Source organism: Bradyrhizobium cosmicum, assembly GCF_032290525.1.
GTDB lineage: Bacteria > Pseudomonadota > Alphaproteobacteria > Rhizobiales > Xanthobacteraceae > Bradyrhizobium > Bradyrhizobium cosmicum_A.
Genome location: NZ_JASXTA010000019.1, coordinates 48992 through 67350 on the forward strand (window position 1 = coordinate 48992; position 18359 = coordinate 67350).

The 18359-nt window shown below is 65.2% G+C and carries 11 protein-coding genes; 8 read left to right on the forward strand and 3 right to left on the reverse strand.

The genetic code is table 11. The features are described from left to right. Nucleotides 1-21: 21 nt before the first annotated feature. A complete protein-coding gene (metC, locus tag QSV46_RS29070) occupies nucleotides 22-1206 on the reverse strand; it encodes a cystathionine beta-lyase (RefSeq protein ID WP_314959639.1) in 1185 nt (394 codons plus the stop codon). 395 nt (nucleotides 1207-1601) lie between these two features. Between metC and QSV46_RS29075 the strand changes: the two genes are divergently transcribed. Genes QSV46_RS29075 through QSV46_RS29090 form a run of 4 tightly spaced genes read left to right on the forward strand, consistent with a single transcriptional unit; the run spans nucleotide 1602 to nucleotide 6116 of the window. Then, on the forward strand, nucleotides 1602-2618 hold the full coding sequence (locus QSV46_RS29075; RefSeq protein ID WP_314959641.1) for an amino acid ABC transporter substrate-binding protein: 1017 nt from the start codon (nucleotides 1602-1604) through the stop codon (nucleotides 2616-2618). 26 nt (nucleotides 2619-2644) lie between these two features. Beyond that, nucleotides 2645-3850: an ABC transporter permease subunit gene (locus QSV46_RS29080; protein WP_314959644.1), complete on the forward strand. Its 1206-nt coding sequence runs from the start codon at nucleotides 2645-2647 to the stop codon at nucleotides 3848-3850. Then, nucleotides 3847-5367 carry an amino acid ABC transporter permease gene (locus QSV46_RS29085; RefSeq protein ID WP_314959646.1) on the forward strand — a complete coding sequence of 507 codons (1521 nt, stop codon included), beginning with the start codon at nucleotides 3847-3849 and terminating at the stop codon, nucleotides 5365-5367. The genes QSV46_RS29080 and QSV46_RS29085 overlap by 4 nt, the downstream gene beginning before the upstream one ends. A gap of 11 nt (nucleotides 5368-5378) precedes the next feature. Continuing rightward, complete coding sequence (locus QSV46_RS29090) at nucleotides 5379-6116, forward strand: amino acid ABC transporter ATP-binding protein (protein ID WP_314959649.1); 738 nt, start codon at nucleotides 5379-5381, stop codon at nucleotides 6114-6116. A 90-nt stretch (nucleotides 6117-6206) separates the two neighbouring features. On the opposite strand, the gene QSV46_RS29095 is transcribed toward QSV46_RS29090, so the two are convergent. Both QSV46_RS29095 and QSV46_RS29100 read right to left on the reverse strand, forming a co-directional pair. Further along, complete coding sequence (locus QSV46_RS29095; protein WP_314959651.1) at nucleotides 6207-7241, reverse strand: cysteine synthase A; 1035 nt, start codon at nucleotides 7239-7241, stop codon at nucleotides 6207-6209. A gap of 98 nt (nucleotides 7242-7339) precedes the next feature. Beyond that, the gene (locus QSV46_RS29100; RefSeq protein ID WP_314959653.1) at nucleotides 7340-8569 is read right to left on the reverse strand and encodes a cyclopropane-fatty-acyl-phospholipid synthase family protein; all 1230 of its coding nucleotides are present in this window, start codon (nucleotides 8567-8569) and stop codon (nucleotides 7340-7342) included. 611 nt (nucleotides 8570-9180) lie between these two features. Between QSV46_RS29100 and QSV46_RS29105 the strand changes: the two genes are divergently transcribed. From QSV46_RS29105 to QSV46_RS29120, 4 genes are read left to right on the forward strand one after another with little or no spacing between them, the layout of a single operon-like run. Further along, the gene (locus QSV46_RS29105) at nucleotides 9181-10635 is read left to right on the forward strand and encodes an efflux transporter outer membrane subunit (RefSeq protein ID WP_314959656.1); all 1455 of its coding nucleotides are present in this window, start codon (nucleotides 9181-9183) and stop codon (nucleotides 10633-10635) included. Beyond that, nucleotides 10625-12031: an efflux RND transporter periplasmic adaptor subunit gene (locus QSV46_RS29110; RefSeq protein ID WP_314959658.1), complete on the forward strand. Its 1407-nt coding sequence runs from the start codon at nucleotides 10625-10627 to the stop codon at nucleotides 12029-12031. Before QSV46_RS29105 ends, QSV46_RS29110 begins: the two co-directional genes overlap by 11 nt. Before the next feature lie 36 nt (nucleotides 12032-12067). Next, nucleotides 12068-15217 (forward strand): efflux RND transporter permease subunit, encoded by a 3150-nt coding sequence (locus QSV46_RS29115; RefSeq protein WP_314959661.1) that lies wholly within the window; start codon nucleotides 12068-12070, stop codon nucleotides 15215-15217. Then, nucleotides 15217-18321, forward strand: coding sequence for an efflux RND transporter permease subunit (locus tag QSV46_RS29120; RefSeq protein WP_314959665.1), 3105 nt, complete (start codon nucleotides 15217-15219; stop codon nucleotides 18319-18321). Before QSV46_RS29115 ends, QSV46_RS29120 begins: the two co-directional genes overlap by 1 nt. Nucleotides 18322-18359: the final 38 nt, after the last annotated feature.

The window sequence follows — 18359 nt, forward strand, 5'->3', positions numbered from 1 at the left end:
CGCGATGCCTTGCGAGCAGGCTCACATTGCCGCCTTGAGGGCAGCAAAGCCCCGATCGAGATCGGCCTTGAGGTCATCGGTGCTTTCCAGCCCGATGTGCAGACGCAGGGTAGGGCCGCCCGGCTCCCACTTGGTCGCGGTGCGATAGGCGTCGCAATCGAAGGGAATCGCAAGGCTCTCGAAGCCGCCCCAGGAAAAGCCCATGCCGAACAGTTTTAGCGTATTGAGCATGGTATCGACCGCCTTCTGCGGCGCCGGCTTCAGCACGATGCTGAACAGGCCGGAGGCGCCGGTGAAGTCGCGCTTCCAGATCGCGTGCCCCGGATCGGTTTCGAGCGCCGGATGCAGCACGCGCGCGACCTCGGGACGGCCCGCGAGCCAGCGCGCCATGTCGAGGCCGGAACGATGATGCTGTGCCAGTCGCACCGACAGCGTGCGCAGGCCGCGCAGCGCGAGGAAGACGTCGTCGGGGCCGGCGCAGACGCCGAGCAGGCGGATGCCTTCGGCAATCTGCGGCCAGGCCTTGGCGTTGGCCGAGATCGTGCCGAACATGATGTCGGAGTGGCCGCCGATATATTTGGTGGCGGCCTGCATGCTGATGTCGACGCCCTGCTCGAGCGAACGATGATAGAGCGGCGTCGCCCAGGTGTTGTCGTCGATGACGAGCGCGCCGCGGGCGTGGGCGACCTCGGCGATGGCACGGATGTCGGGCATCTCGAACGATTGCGAGCCCGGCGCCTCCACCAGCACGGCACGGGTGTTCGGCTTGAACAGCTTGTCGATGCCGGCGCCGATCATCGGGTCGAAATAGGTTGTCTCGATGCCGAGGCGGGCGAGCATGCCGTTGCAGAAATTGCGCGAGGGCCGATAGACGTTATCGCAGACGAGGATGTGGTCGCCGGTCTTCAGCACCGAGAGCAGCGTGGTCGAGATCGCCGACAGCCCCGACGGCACGATGCCGACGCCGGCGCATTGCGGCCCCTCCAGCGCCATCAGCGTCTCCTGGAACGCCTTGGTGGTGGGGGAGCCGTGCCGGCCATAGGTGAATTCGCCGCGATGGGCGTGCAGGTCCTCGGCGGTGGGATAGAGCACGGTCGAGCCGTGGAACACCGGCGGATTGACGAACCCCTTCTGCGCCTTGGTGTCGCGGCCGGAGGTAACCAGCCGGGTCTCGGCCTGCTGCTCGGAGCGGTGCGAGGAATCCATGCGTCTGCTTTCAAAACCGCGTTTCCGTTCGGCGCCTGGCGCCTGACGGGCCGGCCGAAAGGCCGCTGTTGTTAATAACAGAACACAGAAGAGTCCCGTCAACCCCTTGACCCGGCTCGCCAGTCGTTCTGAGATGCGCAGGTGCTATTCAGTCGCCGCATGTTGAGGGGCTGCCGCGACCTTCGATCCATCGTCTGACCGGACCTTGCGCCACCGCCGGAAGTGCGAGCGCCTGCGGCGGGGGATTAAGGTATGGCCTCCCGAGATCGGCGAGTGTTCGGCAAGGTTTTCCAGCACGACTCTTGCAGGGCAAGCCCGGGTAGGGTTTGCCCTGGCAGAGACGATCCTGAGACAACATTCCTGACCTTGAGACGACCTTGAAAGGCCCTCAGCCCATGAAACGCGTAACCCTGGCTCTCACTCTCGCTCTCGCCGCCGGCCTGACTGCCCAAGCCGCCGACGCGCAAACGCTCAAGACCGTCAAGGACCGGGGCACGCTGTCCTGCGGCGTCAGCCAGGGGCTGCCGGGCTTCTCCTCGCCGGACGACAAGGGCAACTGGACCGGGCTCGACGTCGACGTCTGCCGCGCCGTCGCGGCCGCCATCTTCAACGATCCGACCAAGGTCAAGTTCGTGCCTCTGTCCGCCAAGGACCGCTTCACGGCGCTGCAATCCGGCGAAGTCGACGTGCTCTCGCGCAACACCACCTGGACCATCTCGCGCGACACCTCGCTCGGTGCCAACTTCACCGGCGTCACCTATTATGACGGGCAGGGCTTCATGGTGAAGAAGTCGCTCAAGGTGAATTCGGCGCTCGAGCTCAACAGCGCCTCGGTCTGCGTACAGACGGGCACCACCACCGAGCAGAATCTTGCCGACTACTTCAAGGCCAACAACATGAAGTACGAGGTGATCGCGTTCGGCACCAACGACGAAACCCTCAAGGCCTATGAAGCCGGCCGCTGCGACGTCTTCACCACCGACCAGTCGGGCCTGTACGCCAACCGCCTCAAGCTGGCCAGTCCCAACGATCACATGGTGCTGCCCGAGATCATCTCGAAGGAGCCGCTCGGCCCGATGGTGCGTCATGGTGACGACCAGTGGTTCGACATCGTGAAGTGGACGCTGTTCGCACTGATCACCACCGAAGAGCTCGGCGTGACCTCGAAGAACGTCGACGAGAAGGCCAAGACGGAGAATCCGGAGCTGAAGCGCGTGCTCGGCAGCGACGGCAACTTCGGTGAACAGCTCGGCCTGACCAAGGACTGGGTGATCCGGATTACGAAGGCGGTCGGCAATTACGGCGAGATGTTCGACCGCAATGTCGGCGCCGGCTCGCCGCTCGCCATCAACCGCGGCCTCAACAATCTCTGGAACAAGGGCGGTCTTCAGTACGCGCCGCCGATCCGCTGATCTCGCCTGATCCGCAGGCAGCGGCGATGAGCACCGAGGCCCGTAAACCGCCGGCCCAGATTGCGCTGAAGATCAGGCGCATTCTGGGCGGCAAGACCGGCTGGAACGGCGTCGCCGTCCAGTTTGCCTTCGCGGCGATCTTGGGCTGGATTGCCTATGAAATCGTCTCCAACACCCGCGCCAACCTCGAGAACCAGCACATCGCCGCCGGCTTCGGCTTCCTTCGGAACAATGCCGGCTTCGACGTCAACCAGACCCTGATCTCGTACACCGGCTCGGACACGTTCCTGCGCGTGTTCGTCGTCGGGCTCCTGAACACGCTCGTGGTCTCGGTGGTCGGCATCGTCTTCGCCACCGTGATCGGCTTCGTCGTCGCGCTGTGCCGGCTGTCGCCGAACTGGCTGCTGTCGCGCATCGGCGAACTCTATGTCGAGATCATCCGCAATTTGCCGCTGCTGTTCCAGATCCTGTTCTGGTACCTGGCGGTGCTCGCGGCCCTGCCCAACCCGCGGCAGAGCATTTCGCTGTTCGGCCTGGCCTTCGTCAGCAATCGCGGCCTCGTCATTCCGAGCCCGATTGGCGAGCGCGGATTGGGACCATTCTTGGCGGTGCTGGCGCTCGGCATTGTCGTTTCGCTGGCCTTGCGCATCCATGCGCGGCGGGCGCTCTTTGACCGCGGGCAGATCATTCGGATCTGGCCTTACGTGCTGGGCCTGCTGCTCGCCCTGCCGTTCGCAACCATGCTGGTGTTCGGTTTGCCCTTCACCTTCGAGCTGCCGCAGCTCAAGGGGTTCAACTTTGCCGGCGGCTCGCGCATCATCCCGGAATTCGTCGCGCTGACCTTGGCGCTGTCGACCTATACCGCGGCCTTCATCGCCGAGATCGTGCGCGCCGGCATCCTGTCCGTCCACAAGGGGCAGATGGAGGCGGGGGCGTCGCTGGGCCTCAGCCGCGGCGCCACGCTCCGCCTGATCGTCGTGCCGCAGGCGATGCGCGTGATCGTGCCGCCACTGACCAACCAGTACCTCAACCTCACCAAGAATTCCTCGCTTGCCGTCGCGATCGGCTATCCCGATCTGGTATCGGTTTTCGCCGGCACGTCGCTCAGCCAGACCGGGCAGGCGATCGAGATCATCGCCATGACGATGGGCGTCTATCTCCTGATCTCGCTGCTCACCAGCGCGGTCATGAGCGTCTACGGCTGGCGCGTCAGCCGGAGCCTTGGCGCATGAGCGATATCACCGCGCCCGCCTATGTCCGTCAGGACCTGCTCACCGAGCGTCCCGCGCCGGTGAAGACAACGGGTTTCATCGGCCTCGTGCGCACGCGCCTGTTCAACTCGCCGACCAACATTCTGCTCACGATCGTGGGCGCGTTGCTGCTCTGGTTCACCATCGTACCCTCCGTCAAGTTCCTGCTGGTCGATGCGGTCTGGACCGGCAAGGACCGCACGGCATGCCTGACCGAGAACGTGGGGTTTGCCGTCGGCGCCTGCTGGCCCTACATCCAGGCCAAGCTGCCTCAATTGATCTACGGCTTTTATCCCGAGGCCGAGCGCTGGCGGGTCAATCTCTCGCTGATCCTGGCGGCGGTGTTGCTGTTGCCGATGCTCATCCCGCGCCTGCCGGCGAAGGGGCTGAATGCCGGCCTGTTCTTCTTCGCCTTTCCGGTGGTCGCGTTCTTCCTGCTGCATGGCGGCGGCATCAAGGGATTTGGCCTGAGCTGGACGGCTGATCTGCTGCAATTGTTCGACGACAGCATCATCGGGGCCGGGCAGGCCCTGCTCAATCTCAGCAAAGGCTCGGCGATCGCGCCGCTGCTGTGGGTTGTCGGCAGCCTCGTCGTGCTGATCGGCACGGCGATCCAATGGCTGATCTTTCCGTTGACCTGGCTGCGCGATCATATCCAGGGCTCGGGCCAGTCGGTCTGGGCCGATTTCGCTGTCACGGCCGTCTTCGTGTCCTTGATCGCATTCTTCCTCGGCGGCGGTCTGCGCACCGGCTGGCGTGCGCTGGCATCGAGCATTGCCACCTTCGTCGCCATCGCGATCGTGATCAAGCTGATGGGCCTTGATCGCGGCGGGCTGCCGATCGTGCAGACGAATTTGTGGGGCGGGCTTCTGGTCACGCTGGTGGTCTCCGTGACCGGCATCGTCACCTCGCTGCCGATCGGCATTGCGCTGGCACTCGGCCGCCGCTCCACCATTCCGCTGATCCGGATCTTCTCGATCGCATTCATTGAGTTCTGGCGCGGCGTGCCGCTGATCACCGTGCTGTTCTTCGCCACCTACATGCTGCCGCTGTTCCTGCCGGGCAATTTCACGGTCGACGGCCTCGTACGCGCGCTGATCGGCATCTCGCTGTTCACGGGGGCCTACCAAGCCGAGAACGTTCGCGGCGGCCTTGCCGCGATCCCGCGCGGGCAGGGCGAGGCGGCCGCTGCTCTCGGGCTCTCCTGGTGGAAGACGACCTCGCTGATCGTGCTGCCGCAGGCGCTGCGCCACGTCATTCCGAACCTCGTCAACAGCTTCATCTCGCTGTTCAAGGACACCTCGCTGGTGTCGATCGTGGCGCTGTTCGACCTCCTGGGTTCGCTCCGGGCATCGTTCTCGGATCCGAAATGGTCGACGCCGTCGACCGCATTCACCGGCTTTGCCTTCGCCGGGATCATCTACTTCCTCTTTTGCTTTGGAATGTCGCGCTACTCGCTGTTCGTCGAGCACCGCCTCAACGCTCACCGCCGCAACTGATCGAGGTCTCCATGTCCGACCCCATCGTCAAGATTTCCGGCCTCAACAAATGGTACGGCGAGTTTCACGTGCTGCGCGACATCGACCTCGAGGTCCGCAAGGGCGAGCGCATCGTGATCTGCGGCCCGTCGGGCTCCGGCAAGTCGACGCTGATCCGCTGCATCAACGCACTCGAGGAATTCCAGGAGGGCGAGATCGTCGTCGACGGCATTGAGCTCGGGCCGAACCTCAAGCATGTCGATGCGGTCCGGCGCGAGGTCGGCATGGTGTTCCAGAGCTTCAATCTGTTCCCGCATCTGACCGTGCTGGACAATTGCACGCTGGCGCCGATCTGGGTCCGCAACATCCCCAAGCGGGATGCCGAGGCGACCGCGATGAAATTCCTGGAGCGGGTCAAGATCCCGCATCAGGCCAACAAGTTTCCCGGCCAGATGTCCGGCGGCCAGCAGCAGCGCGTCGCGATTGCACGCGCGCTGACGATGAACCCGAAGGTCATGTTGTTCGACGAGCCGACCTCGGCGCTCGACCCCGAAATGGTCAAGGAAGTCCTCGACACCATGGTCGATCTCGCCGAGGAGGGCATGACCATGCTGGTCGTGACCCATGAGATGGGCTTTGCCCGCGAGGTCGCCAACCGCGTAGTGTTCATGGACGCCGGCCAGATCATCGAGGCCAACACGCCGAACGAGTTCTTCGCCGCTCCCCAGCACGCGCGCACAAAGCTGTTTTTGAGCCAGATCTTGCGTTGATCTCGCGCTGACCTCAAGCGATGGTGGGCACGCTACGCTTTGCCCACCCGGCGCCGTTCGATTGTTCTGGCCGGGCGACGACCGCCACGGCTAGACGAACGGCGGCTTGATGTTGCTGCGCTTCTCCAGCCACTCCGGCACGGGCAGGTTCTTGGCGCGCATGAAATCCGCGTTGAACAGCTTTGACTGATAGCGGCTGCCGGAATCGCAGAGCACTGTGACGATCGTCTTGCCGGGGCCAAGCTGCTTTGCCAGGCGCATCGCGCCCGCGATGTTGATGCCGGTCGAGCCGCCGAGGCACAGCCCTTCGTGCTGGAGCAGCTCGTAGATGACCGTAACGGCTTCCGCATCGGGAATGAGATAGGCGTCATCCACCTTCGCGCTCTCGACGATCGCGGTCGCGCGGTTGAGGCCGATGCCTTCCGTGATCGAGCCGCCGGGCGTCGCCTTGGCGTCGCCGGTCCGGAAATATTCGAACATTCCGGCGCCGTGCGGATCGGCGCAGGCGATGCGAATGGTCTTGTTCTTCTCTTTCAGATAGCGGCTGGTGCCGACGAGCGTGCCGCCGCTGCCGACCGAGCAGACGAAGCCGTCAACCTTGCCGCCGGTCTGCTCCCAGATCTCGGGGCCGGTCGACTCGTAATGCGCCTTGGCGTTGTCCAGGTTGTTCCACTGATCGGCGAACAGCACGCCGTTGGACTCGGTCTTGCGCAACTCGTCGGCAAGGCGCCGTCCCACATGCTGGTAATTGTTGGGATTGGCATAGGGCAGGGCCGGCACCTCGATCAGCTCGGCGCCGCACAGCTTCAGAAAATCCTTCTTCTCCTGGCTCTGCGTCTCCGGGATCACGATCAGTGTGCGATAGCCGCGGGCGCTCGCCACGACCGCAAGACCGATGCCGGTATTGCCGGCGGTCGCTTCGACCACAAGACCGCCCGGCTTGAGCTCGCCGCGCTTCTCAGCCTCCAGAATCATCCATTTGCCGGCGCGGTCCTTGACCGATTGGCCCGGATTCATGAACTCGGCCTTGCCAAGAATGGTGCAGCCGGTCAGTTCGGAGGCGCGCTTGAGCTTGATGAGCGGGGTGTTGCCGATGGCTTCGACAACGTCGTATTTGATGGTCATGTCAGGCAATTACCGGCTGGTTCACAAGGTGGGCGCGACCCTAAAGTAGGGTCGCGGGGCTTACAAGCGACCCCTTGCAGGGCCGCCCCTGCAAACTCTTATTGCTGCTTTGCGAAGATGACCTGCCGGACGTCGATATTCCCGGACAGGAATCCAGCCTCGCAATAGGACAGATAATACTCCCACAGTCGCCGGAACCGGTCGTCGAAGCCGAGCGGCACGAGGCCCGGCCAGGCGGCGCGGAAATTATTCCGCCAGGTGGCCAGCGTCTTGGCATAATCTTGCCCGAAGATGCGCTCGCGGATAACGGGCACGCCGAACCTGTCGCCGAGCGACTTGAGCACGGCGGGCGAGGGCAGCATACCGCCCGGGAAGACGTAACGCTGGATGAAGTCCACCTCGCGCCGGTAGCCCTGGAACAGCCGGTCCTGGATGGTGATTGCCTGGATGCCGGCAAGCCCGCCCGGCAGCAGCCGGTCACGCAGCTGGGCGAAATATTTCGGCCAGAACTGCTCGCCGACGGCTTCGATCATCTCGATCGAGGCGATGCGGTCGTAACGGTCGCGCTCGTCGCGATAGTCCTGAAGGCGGATCTCGACCTTGTCGCCAAGGCCCGCCTCGTGAATGCGCTTCTGCGCGAAATCGCGCTGCTCGACCGAGATCGTGAGGCCGACCACGCGCGTGCCAAAGGTCTTTGCGGCGAACTCGGCGAAGCCGCCCCAGCCGCAGCCGATCTCGAGCAGCGTCTGGTCCGGCTTCAGGTCGAGCGCCTCGGCGAGCCGGCGGTATTTGTTGGTTTGGGCTGCCGCCAGATCGGAGATGCTCTCCTCGAACAGCGCCGAGGAATAGGTCATGCCGGGATCGAGCCAGGCTGAATAGAACGCGTTGCCGATGTCGTAATGGGCCTGGATGTTGCGCCGCGCCTGGTGGCGGGTATTGCGGTTGAACCAGTGCTGCACCATCTGCACGAACCGCATGAGCGGCTTGTCGTGCAGCATGGCCTGGATCAAATCGTGATTGACGCAAAACAGGTAGAGGAATTGCGTCAGGTCCGGCGTATCCCAGTCGCCGGCGAGATAGGCTTCCGCGATGCCGATATCGCCGGCGTTGATCAGGCGCGAGGCGAAGCCGTAATTGTGCAGCCGCATCGCCGCATTCGGGCCTGGCTCCGGGCCGCCGAGGCGGATCACGCGTCCGTCGGGCAGCGTGACATCGAGCGTTCCGCGCCGCAGCCGCGATCCGAAGCTGAGCGCAAGGCGAACGACGCGCGGCAGATCGGCGAGCACTATGTCGATGGTGTCTGACGTCACCGAGATGGTGTGCGACATCGGTGGATCCATCACCTGAACGGATACTGTCCTGCCGCAAGCCAGGCGCGCCCATACGCCTCATATCGCTGCACCCGAGCGCGCCCCGCAAACGGTCAGCATCGAATCTATATAGGTCAGCGTTGCGCCGGCCGCCAAGATGCGCCCGGCGTGGGGCCTGCCGGCGGCATCGCGCCCGCCACGGTCGGGCAAGTTGCGTGCGCTGCGGCGCAGGTTTCAGTGGGTCGCCTGCCGGGCCGGTGGTCCCGGCGACGGCGCCGCTGCGATATCACATGAAATCTTGGTAAGCTTGAACGCGGCCAGCGGCGGCGTCGAAATACAAGAAAGCCTTGCAAGACAAGTACATTTTGGATTCATGCGACCTCGACATCGACGCATTCGGGACCGCCTTTCGCAGGTGCGGGACTGTCCCGCTGTTCCGCACCCCGCTAGTATGGACGTCAGGTTTCCGCAGAAAGCATCAGGACTGTGAACGAGTTACACAATGGCCTCCGGCCGTCCCGCCGCGAATCGGTTAATCCCGCTCGGCGGTGCCGGCTTGATCTGCCCGGCGGGGGGTGAATGTGACACAGTACGGTCCTGCGGTCGCCATGCGGCGGTTTCCTGGCCCTATGTCCCGGACACTGCGCGCGGCGCACTGGATCGCGGTGCTGAGCCTTGCTGCAAGTTCAGGCGCCTGCGTGCTGACGCAGGATCTGCCTGATCCCGCGCTCGACGTTCCCGCGCAGTACAAATACGCCGCTAAGTCTGCGGCTAAGTCTGCCGCCATTTCTGATGCGCCACCGACGCTGGACTGGTGGCGCGGCTTCCGCTCGGCCGAGCTGACGCAGCTGATGGAGGAGGCGCACACCGTCAATCTCGACATCGCCGCCGCGGTGGCGCGCATCGTCCAGGCCGACGCCCAGGCGCGGCAGGCGGGCGCGGCGCTGCTGCCAAGCCTGTCGGGCAGCGGCTCGGAGACCTATTCGCGCACTTCGGGCTCGAGCTCGTCAGGCCTGACCAATGGCGGCCGCGAGGTCGTCAACTATTCGGCGTCGCTCAGCGCGAGCTACCAGCTCGACTTCTGGGGCCAGAACCGCGATGCGCTGCAAACGGCGGAAGAGACCGCGAACGCCAACCGCTTCGATCGCGACGTCGTCGCGCTGACGACGCTGGCCGGCGTCGCCAATGCGTATTTCCAGGTACTGGCCTCGCAGGATCGGCTGCGCACCGCCCAGCGCAACATCGCCAGCGCCCAGCGCATCCTCGATGCGATCCGCGAGCGCCGCAAGGCCGGCACTGGCACCGATCTCGATGTTGCGCAGCAGGAGAGCGTGCTCGCCAACCAGAAGGCGCTGGTGCCGCCGCTGCGCCAGACCCTCGACCAGAACGTCAATGCGCTCGCCGTGCTGGTCTCGCGCCCGCCGGAGAGCGTACGCGTGCTCGGCGGCTCCCTGAACAGCATTGCGATCCCCAAGGTGACGCCCGGCCTGCCGTCGGAGATCCTGACGCAGCGGCCGGACATTCGCCGCCAGGAAGCGCAGCTCGCCTCGGCGACCGCCAACATCGGCAATGCCCGCGCGCAGTTCTTTCCGACCATCCAGCTGACCGGCAATGGTGGCTATCAGAGCTCGGCGCTGGTGTCGCTGTTCCAGCCGCATGCGGCGTTCTTCCAGCTCGTCGGCAGTGCGACGCAGCCGATCTTCGACGGCGGCAGGATTTTGGGCAATTTCGAGTTCGCCAAGGCGCGGCAGGACGAATTGCTTCAGACCTACCGCAAGACCATCATCCAGTCGTTCGCCGATGTCGACAATGCGCTGTTCTCGATCAAGCAGACCACGATCAAGCTGCAATTGCAGCGTGATGTCCTGGCCGCCTCGCGGCGCGCCTTCGATCTCTCCGAGCAGCAATTGCGCGCGGGTACCGCCGATATCGTGACTGTGCTCAACACCCAACTGACCCTGTTCCAGGCGGAAGACGCGCTGTCGCAGGCCCAACTCGCACGGCTTCTTGCCGTCGTCAGCCTGTATCAGGCGCTCGGCGGCGGCTGGGAGCCGCGCATGGAGAAACCGGTCAATGCTCTTTAAGCCGGATACGAAGGAAGGCGCGAAAGGAGGGGCGGCGAGGAAATCGCGCGGCCGCGGCTTCGTGATGACCTTGATCACGCTCGCGATCCTCGGCGGTCTCGGCTATGTCGGCTGGATTGCGCTGCATCAGCAGCAGCAGGCCAACGGCCGCAACCAGCGGCCCGATCTGCCGGTGCCGGTGTTGGCCGCGACCCCGCGCATCCAGGACGTGCCGGTCTATCTCGACGGCGTCGGCGCGATCCGCGCGCTCAACACCGTGACCGTGCGCTCGCAGGTCGACGGCAAGCTGATCGCCGTGAAATTCACTGAAGGCCAGGACGTCAAGAAGGGCGACGTGGTCGGCGAGATCGATCCGGCGATCTACCAGGCCGCCTATGACCAGGCCGTCGCCAAGAAGGCACAGGACGAGGCGCAGCTCGCCAACCAGCGCATCGATCTGACGCGCTACGAGCAACTCGCGGCCTCCAATGCCGGCTCCAAGCAGCAGGCGGACACCCAGCGTGCGCTGGTCGCGCAGACCGAGGCGCTGGTCAAGGCCGACCAGGCCGCGATCGACAATGCGGCGGCGACGCTGAGCTACACCAAGATCGTGGCCCCGCTCTCGGGCCGGGCCGGCTTGCGCCAGGTCGACCAGGGCAACATCATCCACGCCTCCGACACGACCGGCCTCGTGGTGATCACGCAATTGCAGCCGATCGCGGTGTGGTTCAGCCTGCCGCAGCAGCAGATCATGCGTGTCAACGCGGCTGCGTCGAAGGGCGCGCTCGCGGTCGATGTGTTCGGCAACGACGGCGTCACCGTGATCGACACCGGCAAGCTCACCGGCATCGACAACCAGGTCGACCAGACCACCGGCACGCTCAGGCTCAAGGCCGAATTCCCCAACGCCAATTACCAGCTCTGGCCGGGCCAGTTCGTCAATGTCCGTCTCAAGGTCGAGACCTTGCCGCAGGCGCTGGTGGTGCCGACATCGGCGGTGCAGCGCGGACCGATCGGCACTTTCAGCTATGTTATCGGCGAGGACAACGTCGCCTCGGCCAAGCCGGTGACGGTGACACAGCAGAACGAGCATGACGCGGTGATCGCAAGCGGCCTGTCGCCAAACGACCGGGTCGTCACCACGGGCTTTGCCAATTTGTCAGACGGCTCCAAGGTGATCGTCGGCCGCGACGACCAGACCCCGTCGGCCGATCTCGCGCCGCGCAAGCGCTCGCGCGGGCCGGATGGTCAGAAGAAGGATGGCGCAAAAGACGGCCAGAAGGACGGACAAGACAAGGACGGCGAGTTCCGCGCCAAGCGCAAGAGCAGCGAGGGCGACCAGAAGGGACAGACCGGGCCGGCACCGGGGCCTCCATCAAATCCTGGGGCATCGGGAGCTGGAGCCAAGCAGCCATGATCCCGACAACAGCCGCCTGAGCGGCAGGCATATCCCATGGGTGTCTCCGAACCCTTCATCCGCCGCCCGATCGCGACCTCGCTGCTTGGCATCGCCCTGCTGATCGGCGGGCTGCTGGGCTATTTCGCGTTGCCGGTCTCGGCGCTGCCGCAGGTCGATTTCCCCACCGTTCAGGTGACGACGCAGCTTCCGGGCGCAAGTCCCGACGTGATCGCCTCGCTGATCACGTCGCCGCTGGAACGGCAGCTCGGCCAGATCCCGTCGCTGTCGGCGATGAACTCGACGAGCTCGTTCGGCGTCAGCCAGATATCGCTTCAATTCGACCTCAACCGCGACATCGACGGCGCCACCCAGGACGTGCAGGCCGCGATCAACGCGGCGGCCGGCGTGCTGCCCAAGACGCTGCCTTATCCGCCGACCTACGCCAAGGTGAACCCGGCCGACGCGCCGGTGATGACGCTGGCACTCCGCTCCGACACGATCTCGCTGCGGGCGATGAGCGACATTGCCGACACGATTCTGGCGCAGCGGCTGAGCCAGATCTCCGGCGTCGGGCGCGTCTCGGTGCTGGGCGGGCTGAAGCCGGCCGTGCGCATCCAGGCGGATCTGGCACGGTTAGCTGCGTATGGCATCGCCATGGAGGATCTGCGCACCGCGATCGCCAGCGCCAATGTCTCGGGGCCGAAGGGCTCGCTCGACGGTGCGCAGCAATCCTACATCATCGCCGCCAACGACCAGATCGCAGCCGCCGAGGCCTACAGGCCTGTGATCATCGCCTATCGCAACGGCTCGCCGGTTACGATCGGCGACGTCGCGCAGATCGTGGACGGCCTCGAGAACGACCGCACCGGCGGCTGGTACCAGGGCACGCCGGCCGTCATCATCGACATCCAGCGCCAGCCCGGCGCCAACGTCATCGACGTCGTCAGCCAGATCCGGGCGGAAATCCCCAAAGTTCAGCGTGCCATTCCGGCCGGCGTGAACCTCACCATCGTCTCCGACCGTACCGTCACCATCCGCGCCTCGGTGCGGGACGTGCAGTTCACGCTGATCCTCAGCGTCGTGCTGGTGACGCTGGTCGTGCTGCTGTTCCTGCGTTCGCTGCGGGCGACGCTGATCGCGGGCGTCGCGCTGCCGCTGTCGCTGATCACCAGCTTCGGCATCATGTATTTCGCCGGCTTCAGCCTCGACAATCTTTCGCTGATGGCGCTCACCATCGGCACCGGTTTCGTCGTCGACGACGCCATCGTCATGATCGAGAACATCGTGCGCCACATGGAGAACGGCGACAGCGCGATGGAGGCCTCGCTGAAGGGCGCCAGCGAGATCGGCTTTACGGTGATTTCGCTGACGGTGTCGCTGATCGCGGTGTTCATCCCGCTGCTGTTCATGTCGGGCCTCGTCGGGCGCATGTTCCGCGAGTTCGCGCTGACGCTGACCATCGCGGTCGTGACCTCGGCCGTGGTCTCGCTGACGCTGACGCCGATGATGTGCTCGCGGCTGCTCAAGCACGCCCACGAGGAATTGGCGGTGCCGGGATTGGCCGCGATCAGCCGCTTCATCGATCGCACCGTCGAGTTCTATCACCGGACGCTACTCTGGGTGCTGGAGCGCCAGCGCGCGACGCTGCTCGTGACCTTCGCCACGCTGGTCGCGACGCTGGTTCTCTACGTCGTCGCGCCGAAGGGCTTTTTGCCGCTTCAGGACACCGCCTCGATCACCGCGGTGACGGAAGCCGGGCCCGACGTCTCGTTCGCGGAGATGGAGAAGCGGCAGGCCGCGGCGGCCGATGCCATCAAGGCCGACCCTGACGTGATCGGCGTCGTCTCCGTGATCGGGGCGGGCTCGGTCAATCCGACCACCAATGTCGGTCGCCTCGTCATGAGCTTGAGACCCCGTGGCGAGCGCCGCGACGATATCAGCGCGGTCATCATCCGGCTGAAGCAGCGGGTCGCGGGCATTCCCGGCATGACCGTCTATTTCCAGCCGGTGCAGGACGTGCAGATCTCGACCCAGTCGAGCCGTTCGCAATACCAGTACACCCTGACCGGCACCGATGCGATGCTGGTGTCGGAATGGGCCGGAAAGCTGGTGGCCGAGATGCGGCGCGATCCGCTGTTCCGGGACGTCTCTTCCGAAGCTCAGGAAGGCGGCCTGCGGGCACAGCTCACTGTCGATCGCACGCGCGCCGGCCAACTCGGCGTCAGCCTCCAGGGCATCACCGATACGCTCAACGACGCCTTCGCGCAGCGGCAGATCTCGACGATCTACGGCCAGGCCAACCAGTACCGCGTGGTCCTGGAGGCGCTGCCGATGTACCAGCGCGATCCCTCGATCCTGTCGAAACTCTATCTGCCGGGCGCCGCGAGCGCGACCGCCGGTGCGCCCAACGCGCAGGTACCGCTCTCCGCCGTGGCGACGCTGACGCGCACCACCGCGCCGCTTGCGATCTCGCACCAGGCTCAGTTCCCGGCGATCTCGCTCAGCTTCAACCTCGCAACGGGCGTAGCCCTCGGCGATGCGGTCGAGGCGGTGAAGACGATCGAGACCCGGATCGGGATGCCCAACAGCATCGTCGGCGTCTATGCCGGCGATGCCGCCGAATTCGCCAAGGCGCTCGCGGGCCAGCCCTGGCTGCTGCTCGCCGCCGTGATCACGATCTACATCGTGCTCGGCGTACTCTATGAGAGCTACATCCACCCGATCACCATCCTCTCGACGCTGCCCTCGGCCGGCGTCGGCGCGATCCTGGCGCTGGTGCTGTTCGGTCAGGACCTCTCGGTCATCGGTCTGATCGGCATCATCCTGTTGATGGGCATCGTCAAGAAGAACGCGATCATGATGATCGACTTCGCGCTGGAGGCCGAGCGCGGGCAGGGGATGTCGCCCAACGAGGCGATCGTGCAGGCCTGTCTGTTGCGTTTCCGCCCAATCATGATGACGACGCTGGCCGCGCTGTTCGGCGCGCTGCCGCTCGCGATCGAAAGCGGCACCGGCGCCGAGCTGCGCTTTCCGCTCGGCATCTCCATCATCGGCGGCCTGCTGCTGAGCCAGTTGCTGACGCTCTACACCACGCCCGTGATCTACCTCGCGCTCGACCGCATCAACCGCCGTCTCGAGCAGGCGCTGCCGCCGGCCGAATCCGGCGGCCCGCCGGTCGCAGGCGCGACCGAGGGGATGCAGTGATGGCATCGATCTCGGAACCCTTCATCCGCCGCCCGGTCGCGACCACGCTGCTGTCGATCGGGTTGTTCCTGCTGGGTGTCGTCGCCTACCAGTTCCTTCCCGTCGCCTCGGTCCCGAACGTCGATTTCCCCGCGATCTTCGTCTCGGCAAGCCGGCCGGGCGCGGATCCGTCGGTGATGGCGGCGACGGTGGCCTCGCCGCTGGAGCGGCGGCTCGGCGAGATATCGGGGATCAACCAGATCACCTCGACGTCGTCGCTCGGCATCTCCAACATCCAGCTCCAGTTCGACATCGGCCGCAACATCGACAAGGCTGCGCGCGACGTGCAGGCGGCGATCAACGCATCCCTCGTCGATCTGCCGAGCGACCTGCCGACGTTGCCGCGTTTCCGCAAGGCCAATTCGGCAGGCGCCCCCGTCTTCGTGCTGGCACTGACCTCGAAGACGCTGTCGGCCAGCGCGATCTACGACGTCGCCGATACGGTTCTGGCGCAGCGCATCTCGCAGGTGCCGGGGGTCGGCGACGTGACGGTGAGCGGCGCGGATCAGCCGGCAGTGCGCGTGCAGCTCAACCCCGTCGCACTCTCCAATGCCGGCATCGCGACGGACGACGTCAGGACCGCGATCATCAACGCCAACCCGCTCGGTCCCGTCGGCATCTTCAACGGCGAGCGGCAGAGCGAGACCCTGGCGCTCAACAAGCAGATGCGCACGGCGAAAGAGTTCCGCGACATCGTCATCAAGAGCTCGAACGGCAATTTCGTGCGCTTGTCCGACGTCGCCGAGATCGAGGACTCCGTCCGTAACGCCCGCTCGATCGCCTGGTTCAACAAGCAGCCGGCAGTTCTGATCCAGATCACCAAGCAGGGCGATGCCAACGTCATCGACACCGTCGACAGGGTGAAGGCGCTGATTCCGGATTTGAAGCAATGGATTCCGGCCGGCGTCGATATATCCACCCTGGTCGACCGCACCAGCACGATCCGCGCCAGCGTGCTGGACATGCAGTGGACGCTGCTCGCGACCGCCGTCCTCGTGATGGTCGTGGTGTTCGTGTTCCTGCGGCGGCTGACGCCTACGATCGCCGCCGGCATCTCCGTGCCGCTGGCGCTGGCGGGCACCTGCGCCGGGATGTGGGTCGCGGGCTTCTCGATCGACAATCTCTCGCTGATGGCGCTGGCGATCTCGGTCGGCTTCGTGGTCGACGACGCCATCGTCATGATCGAGAACATGTACCGCAATCTCGAGCAGGGCATGCGGCCGTTCCAGGCTGCGCTGGAAGGAGCCCGGCAGATCGGCTTCACCGTGGTCTCGATCAGCCTGTCGCTGATCGCGGCCTTCACGCCGCTGATCTTCATGGACGGCATCGTCGGCCGCCTCCTGCGCGAATTCTCGCTGACGCTGACATTCGCGATCGTGGTCTCGACGCTGGTGTCGCTGACAGTGACGCCGATGATCTGCGCCCATTACATCCGGCAGACCACGTCGGGGACCGCGACGCTGTTCGACCGGTTGATCGAAGGCTCGCTGTCGCGCGTCGTCGCCTTCTACGCCCGCACCTTGCGCACTGTGCTGGAATACCCGCTGCTGACGCTGCTGGTGTTCTTCGCCACCATCGGCCTCACGGTGACGCTCTACATCAAGGTCCCCAAGGGCTATTTCCCGACCGACGATTCCGGCTTCGTCATCGGCGCGACGCGCGCCTCGGCCGACATCTCGTTCCAGTCCATGCTCGGCCTCCAGCAGCGGCTCGCCGACATCGTGGTGCAGGATCCGGCCGTGGCCGGCATCGGCTCGACGGTCGGCAGCGGCGGGGGCCCGGGCGCTCCGACCTCGAACCGCGGCACCATGTTCATCAGCCTGAAGCCGCCGGAGGAGCGCGACCACGTCTCGACGCAGGTCGTGATCGACCGGCTCAGGCGTGCGCTATACCCCGTGCCCGGCATCCGCCTGTTCATGTTCGCCGCCCAGGACGTGCGCGCCGGCGGACGGCAGAGCGATTCCGACTACCAGTACACGCTCTCCAGCACCGATCTCGGCCTGCTCCAGAAATGGGCGCCGATCGTGGCCAAGCGGATGGAGAGCGTCGAAGGCATCACCGACATTTCCAGCGATCGCGACCCCGGCGGGCTTCAGCTGACGTTGTCGATCGACCGCCAGAAGGCCTCGGCGCTCGGCGTCCGCGTCCAGGACATCGACAACGCGCTCAACAACGCCTTCGCGCAGCGGCAGATCGGGATCATCTACACCCAGCGCAACCAGTACATGACCGTGCTGGAGATCGATCCGAAATTCCAGGTCGACCCGTCCAACCTCGACCGCATCTATGTCGCCGGCGCGGGCGACGTCCAGGTGCCACTCTCAGCCGTGGTGCGTGCGACGCGCGGGCTCGCCGCGCTCGCGGTCTATCATTCGCAGTCGTTCCCATCGACCACGGTGTCGTTCAACCTGTTGCCGGACGTGCCGCTCCAGACCGCCACCCAGAACGTCCAGCGCGCGGTCGAGGAGCTGCACATGCCGGAGGGCATCCGCGGCAGTTTCGACGGCAATGCCGGCGATTTCGCCAAGACCAGCGGCCGCCAGCCGCTGCTGATCCTCGGCGCGCTGGTCGCGATGTATATCGTGCTCGGCGTGCTCTATGAGAGCCTCGCCCATCCACTGACGATCATCTCGACGTTGCCTTCGGCCGGGCTCGGCGCGCTGCTGGCCTTGATGCTCACCAATACGCCGCTGACGGTGATCGCCTTCGTCGGCATCATCCTCCTGATCGGCATCGTCAAGAAGAACGGCATCATGATGGTGGACTTCGCGCTCGATGCCGAGCGCCAGCGCGGCTTATCCTCGGCCGAGGCGATCTTCGAGGCCTGCCAGGCGCGTTTCCGCCCGATCCTGATGACGACCATGGCCGCCTTGTTCGCCGGCATCCCGCTGGTCATTGCGACCGGCCCCGGCACGGAGCTGCGCCGGCCGCTCGGCATCACCATCATCGGCGGCCTGTTCGTCTCGCAGATCCTGACGCTCTACACCACGCCGGTGATCTACCTGTTGATCGACCGCCTGCGGCGGCGATCCGAGCCGCGCCCTCTGGCCGCGCCGGCCGAATAGGCGGGTTGTTCAACCGCCGGGCAAAGCGTATAGCGGCG

Bases quoted from the DNA above. Each gene is read 5' to 3' on its own strand.
- metC (WP_314959639.1), bottom strand. From the start codon at position 1,206: ATGGATTCCTCGCACCGCTCCGAGCAGCAGGCCGAGACCCGGCTGGTT.
- QSV46_RS29075 (WP_314959641.1), top strand. From the start codon at position 1,602: ATGAAACGCGTAACCCTGGCTCTCACTCTCGCTCTCGCCGCCGGCCTG.
- QSV46_RS29080 (WP_314959644.1), top strand. From the start codon at position 2,645: ATGAGCACCGAGGCCCGTAAACCGCCGGCCCAGATTGCGCTGAAGATC.
- QSV46_RS29085 (WP_314959646.1), top strand. From the start codon at position 3,847: ATGAGCGATATCACCGCGCCCGCCTATGTCCGTCAGGACCTGCTCACC.
- QSV46_RS29090 (WP_314959649.1), top strand. From the start codon at position 5,379: ATGTCCGACCCCATCGTCAAGATTTCCGGCCTCAACAAATGGTACGGC.
- QSV46_RS29095 (WP_314959651.1), bottom strand. From the start codon at position 7,241: ATGACCATCAAATACGACGTTGTCGAAGCCATCGGCAACACCCCGCTC.
- QSV46_RS29100 (WP_314959653.1), bottom strand. From the start codon at position 8,569: ATGTCGCACACCATCTCGGTGACGTCAGACACCATCGACATAGTGCTC.
- QSV46_RS29105 (WP_314959656.1), top strand. From the start codon at position 9,181: ATGTCCCGGACACTGCGCGCGGCGCACTGGATCGCGGTGCTGAGCCTT.
- QSV46_RS29110 (WP_314959658.1), top strand. From the start codon at position 10,625: ATGCTCTTTAAGCCGGATACGAAGGAAGGCGCGAAAGGAGGGGCGGCG.
- QSV46_RS29115 (WP_314959661.1), top strand. From the start codon at position 12,068: ATGGGTGTCTCCGAACCCTTCATCCGCCGCCCGATCGCGACCTCGCTG.
- QSV46_RS29120 (WP_314959665.1), top strand. From the start codon at position 15,217: ATGGCATCGATCTCGGAACCCTTCATCCGCCGCCCGGTCGCGACCACG.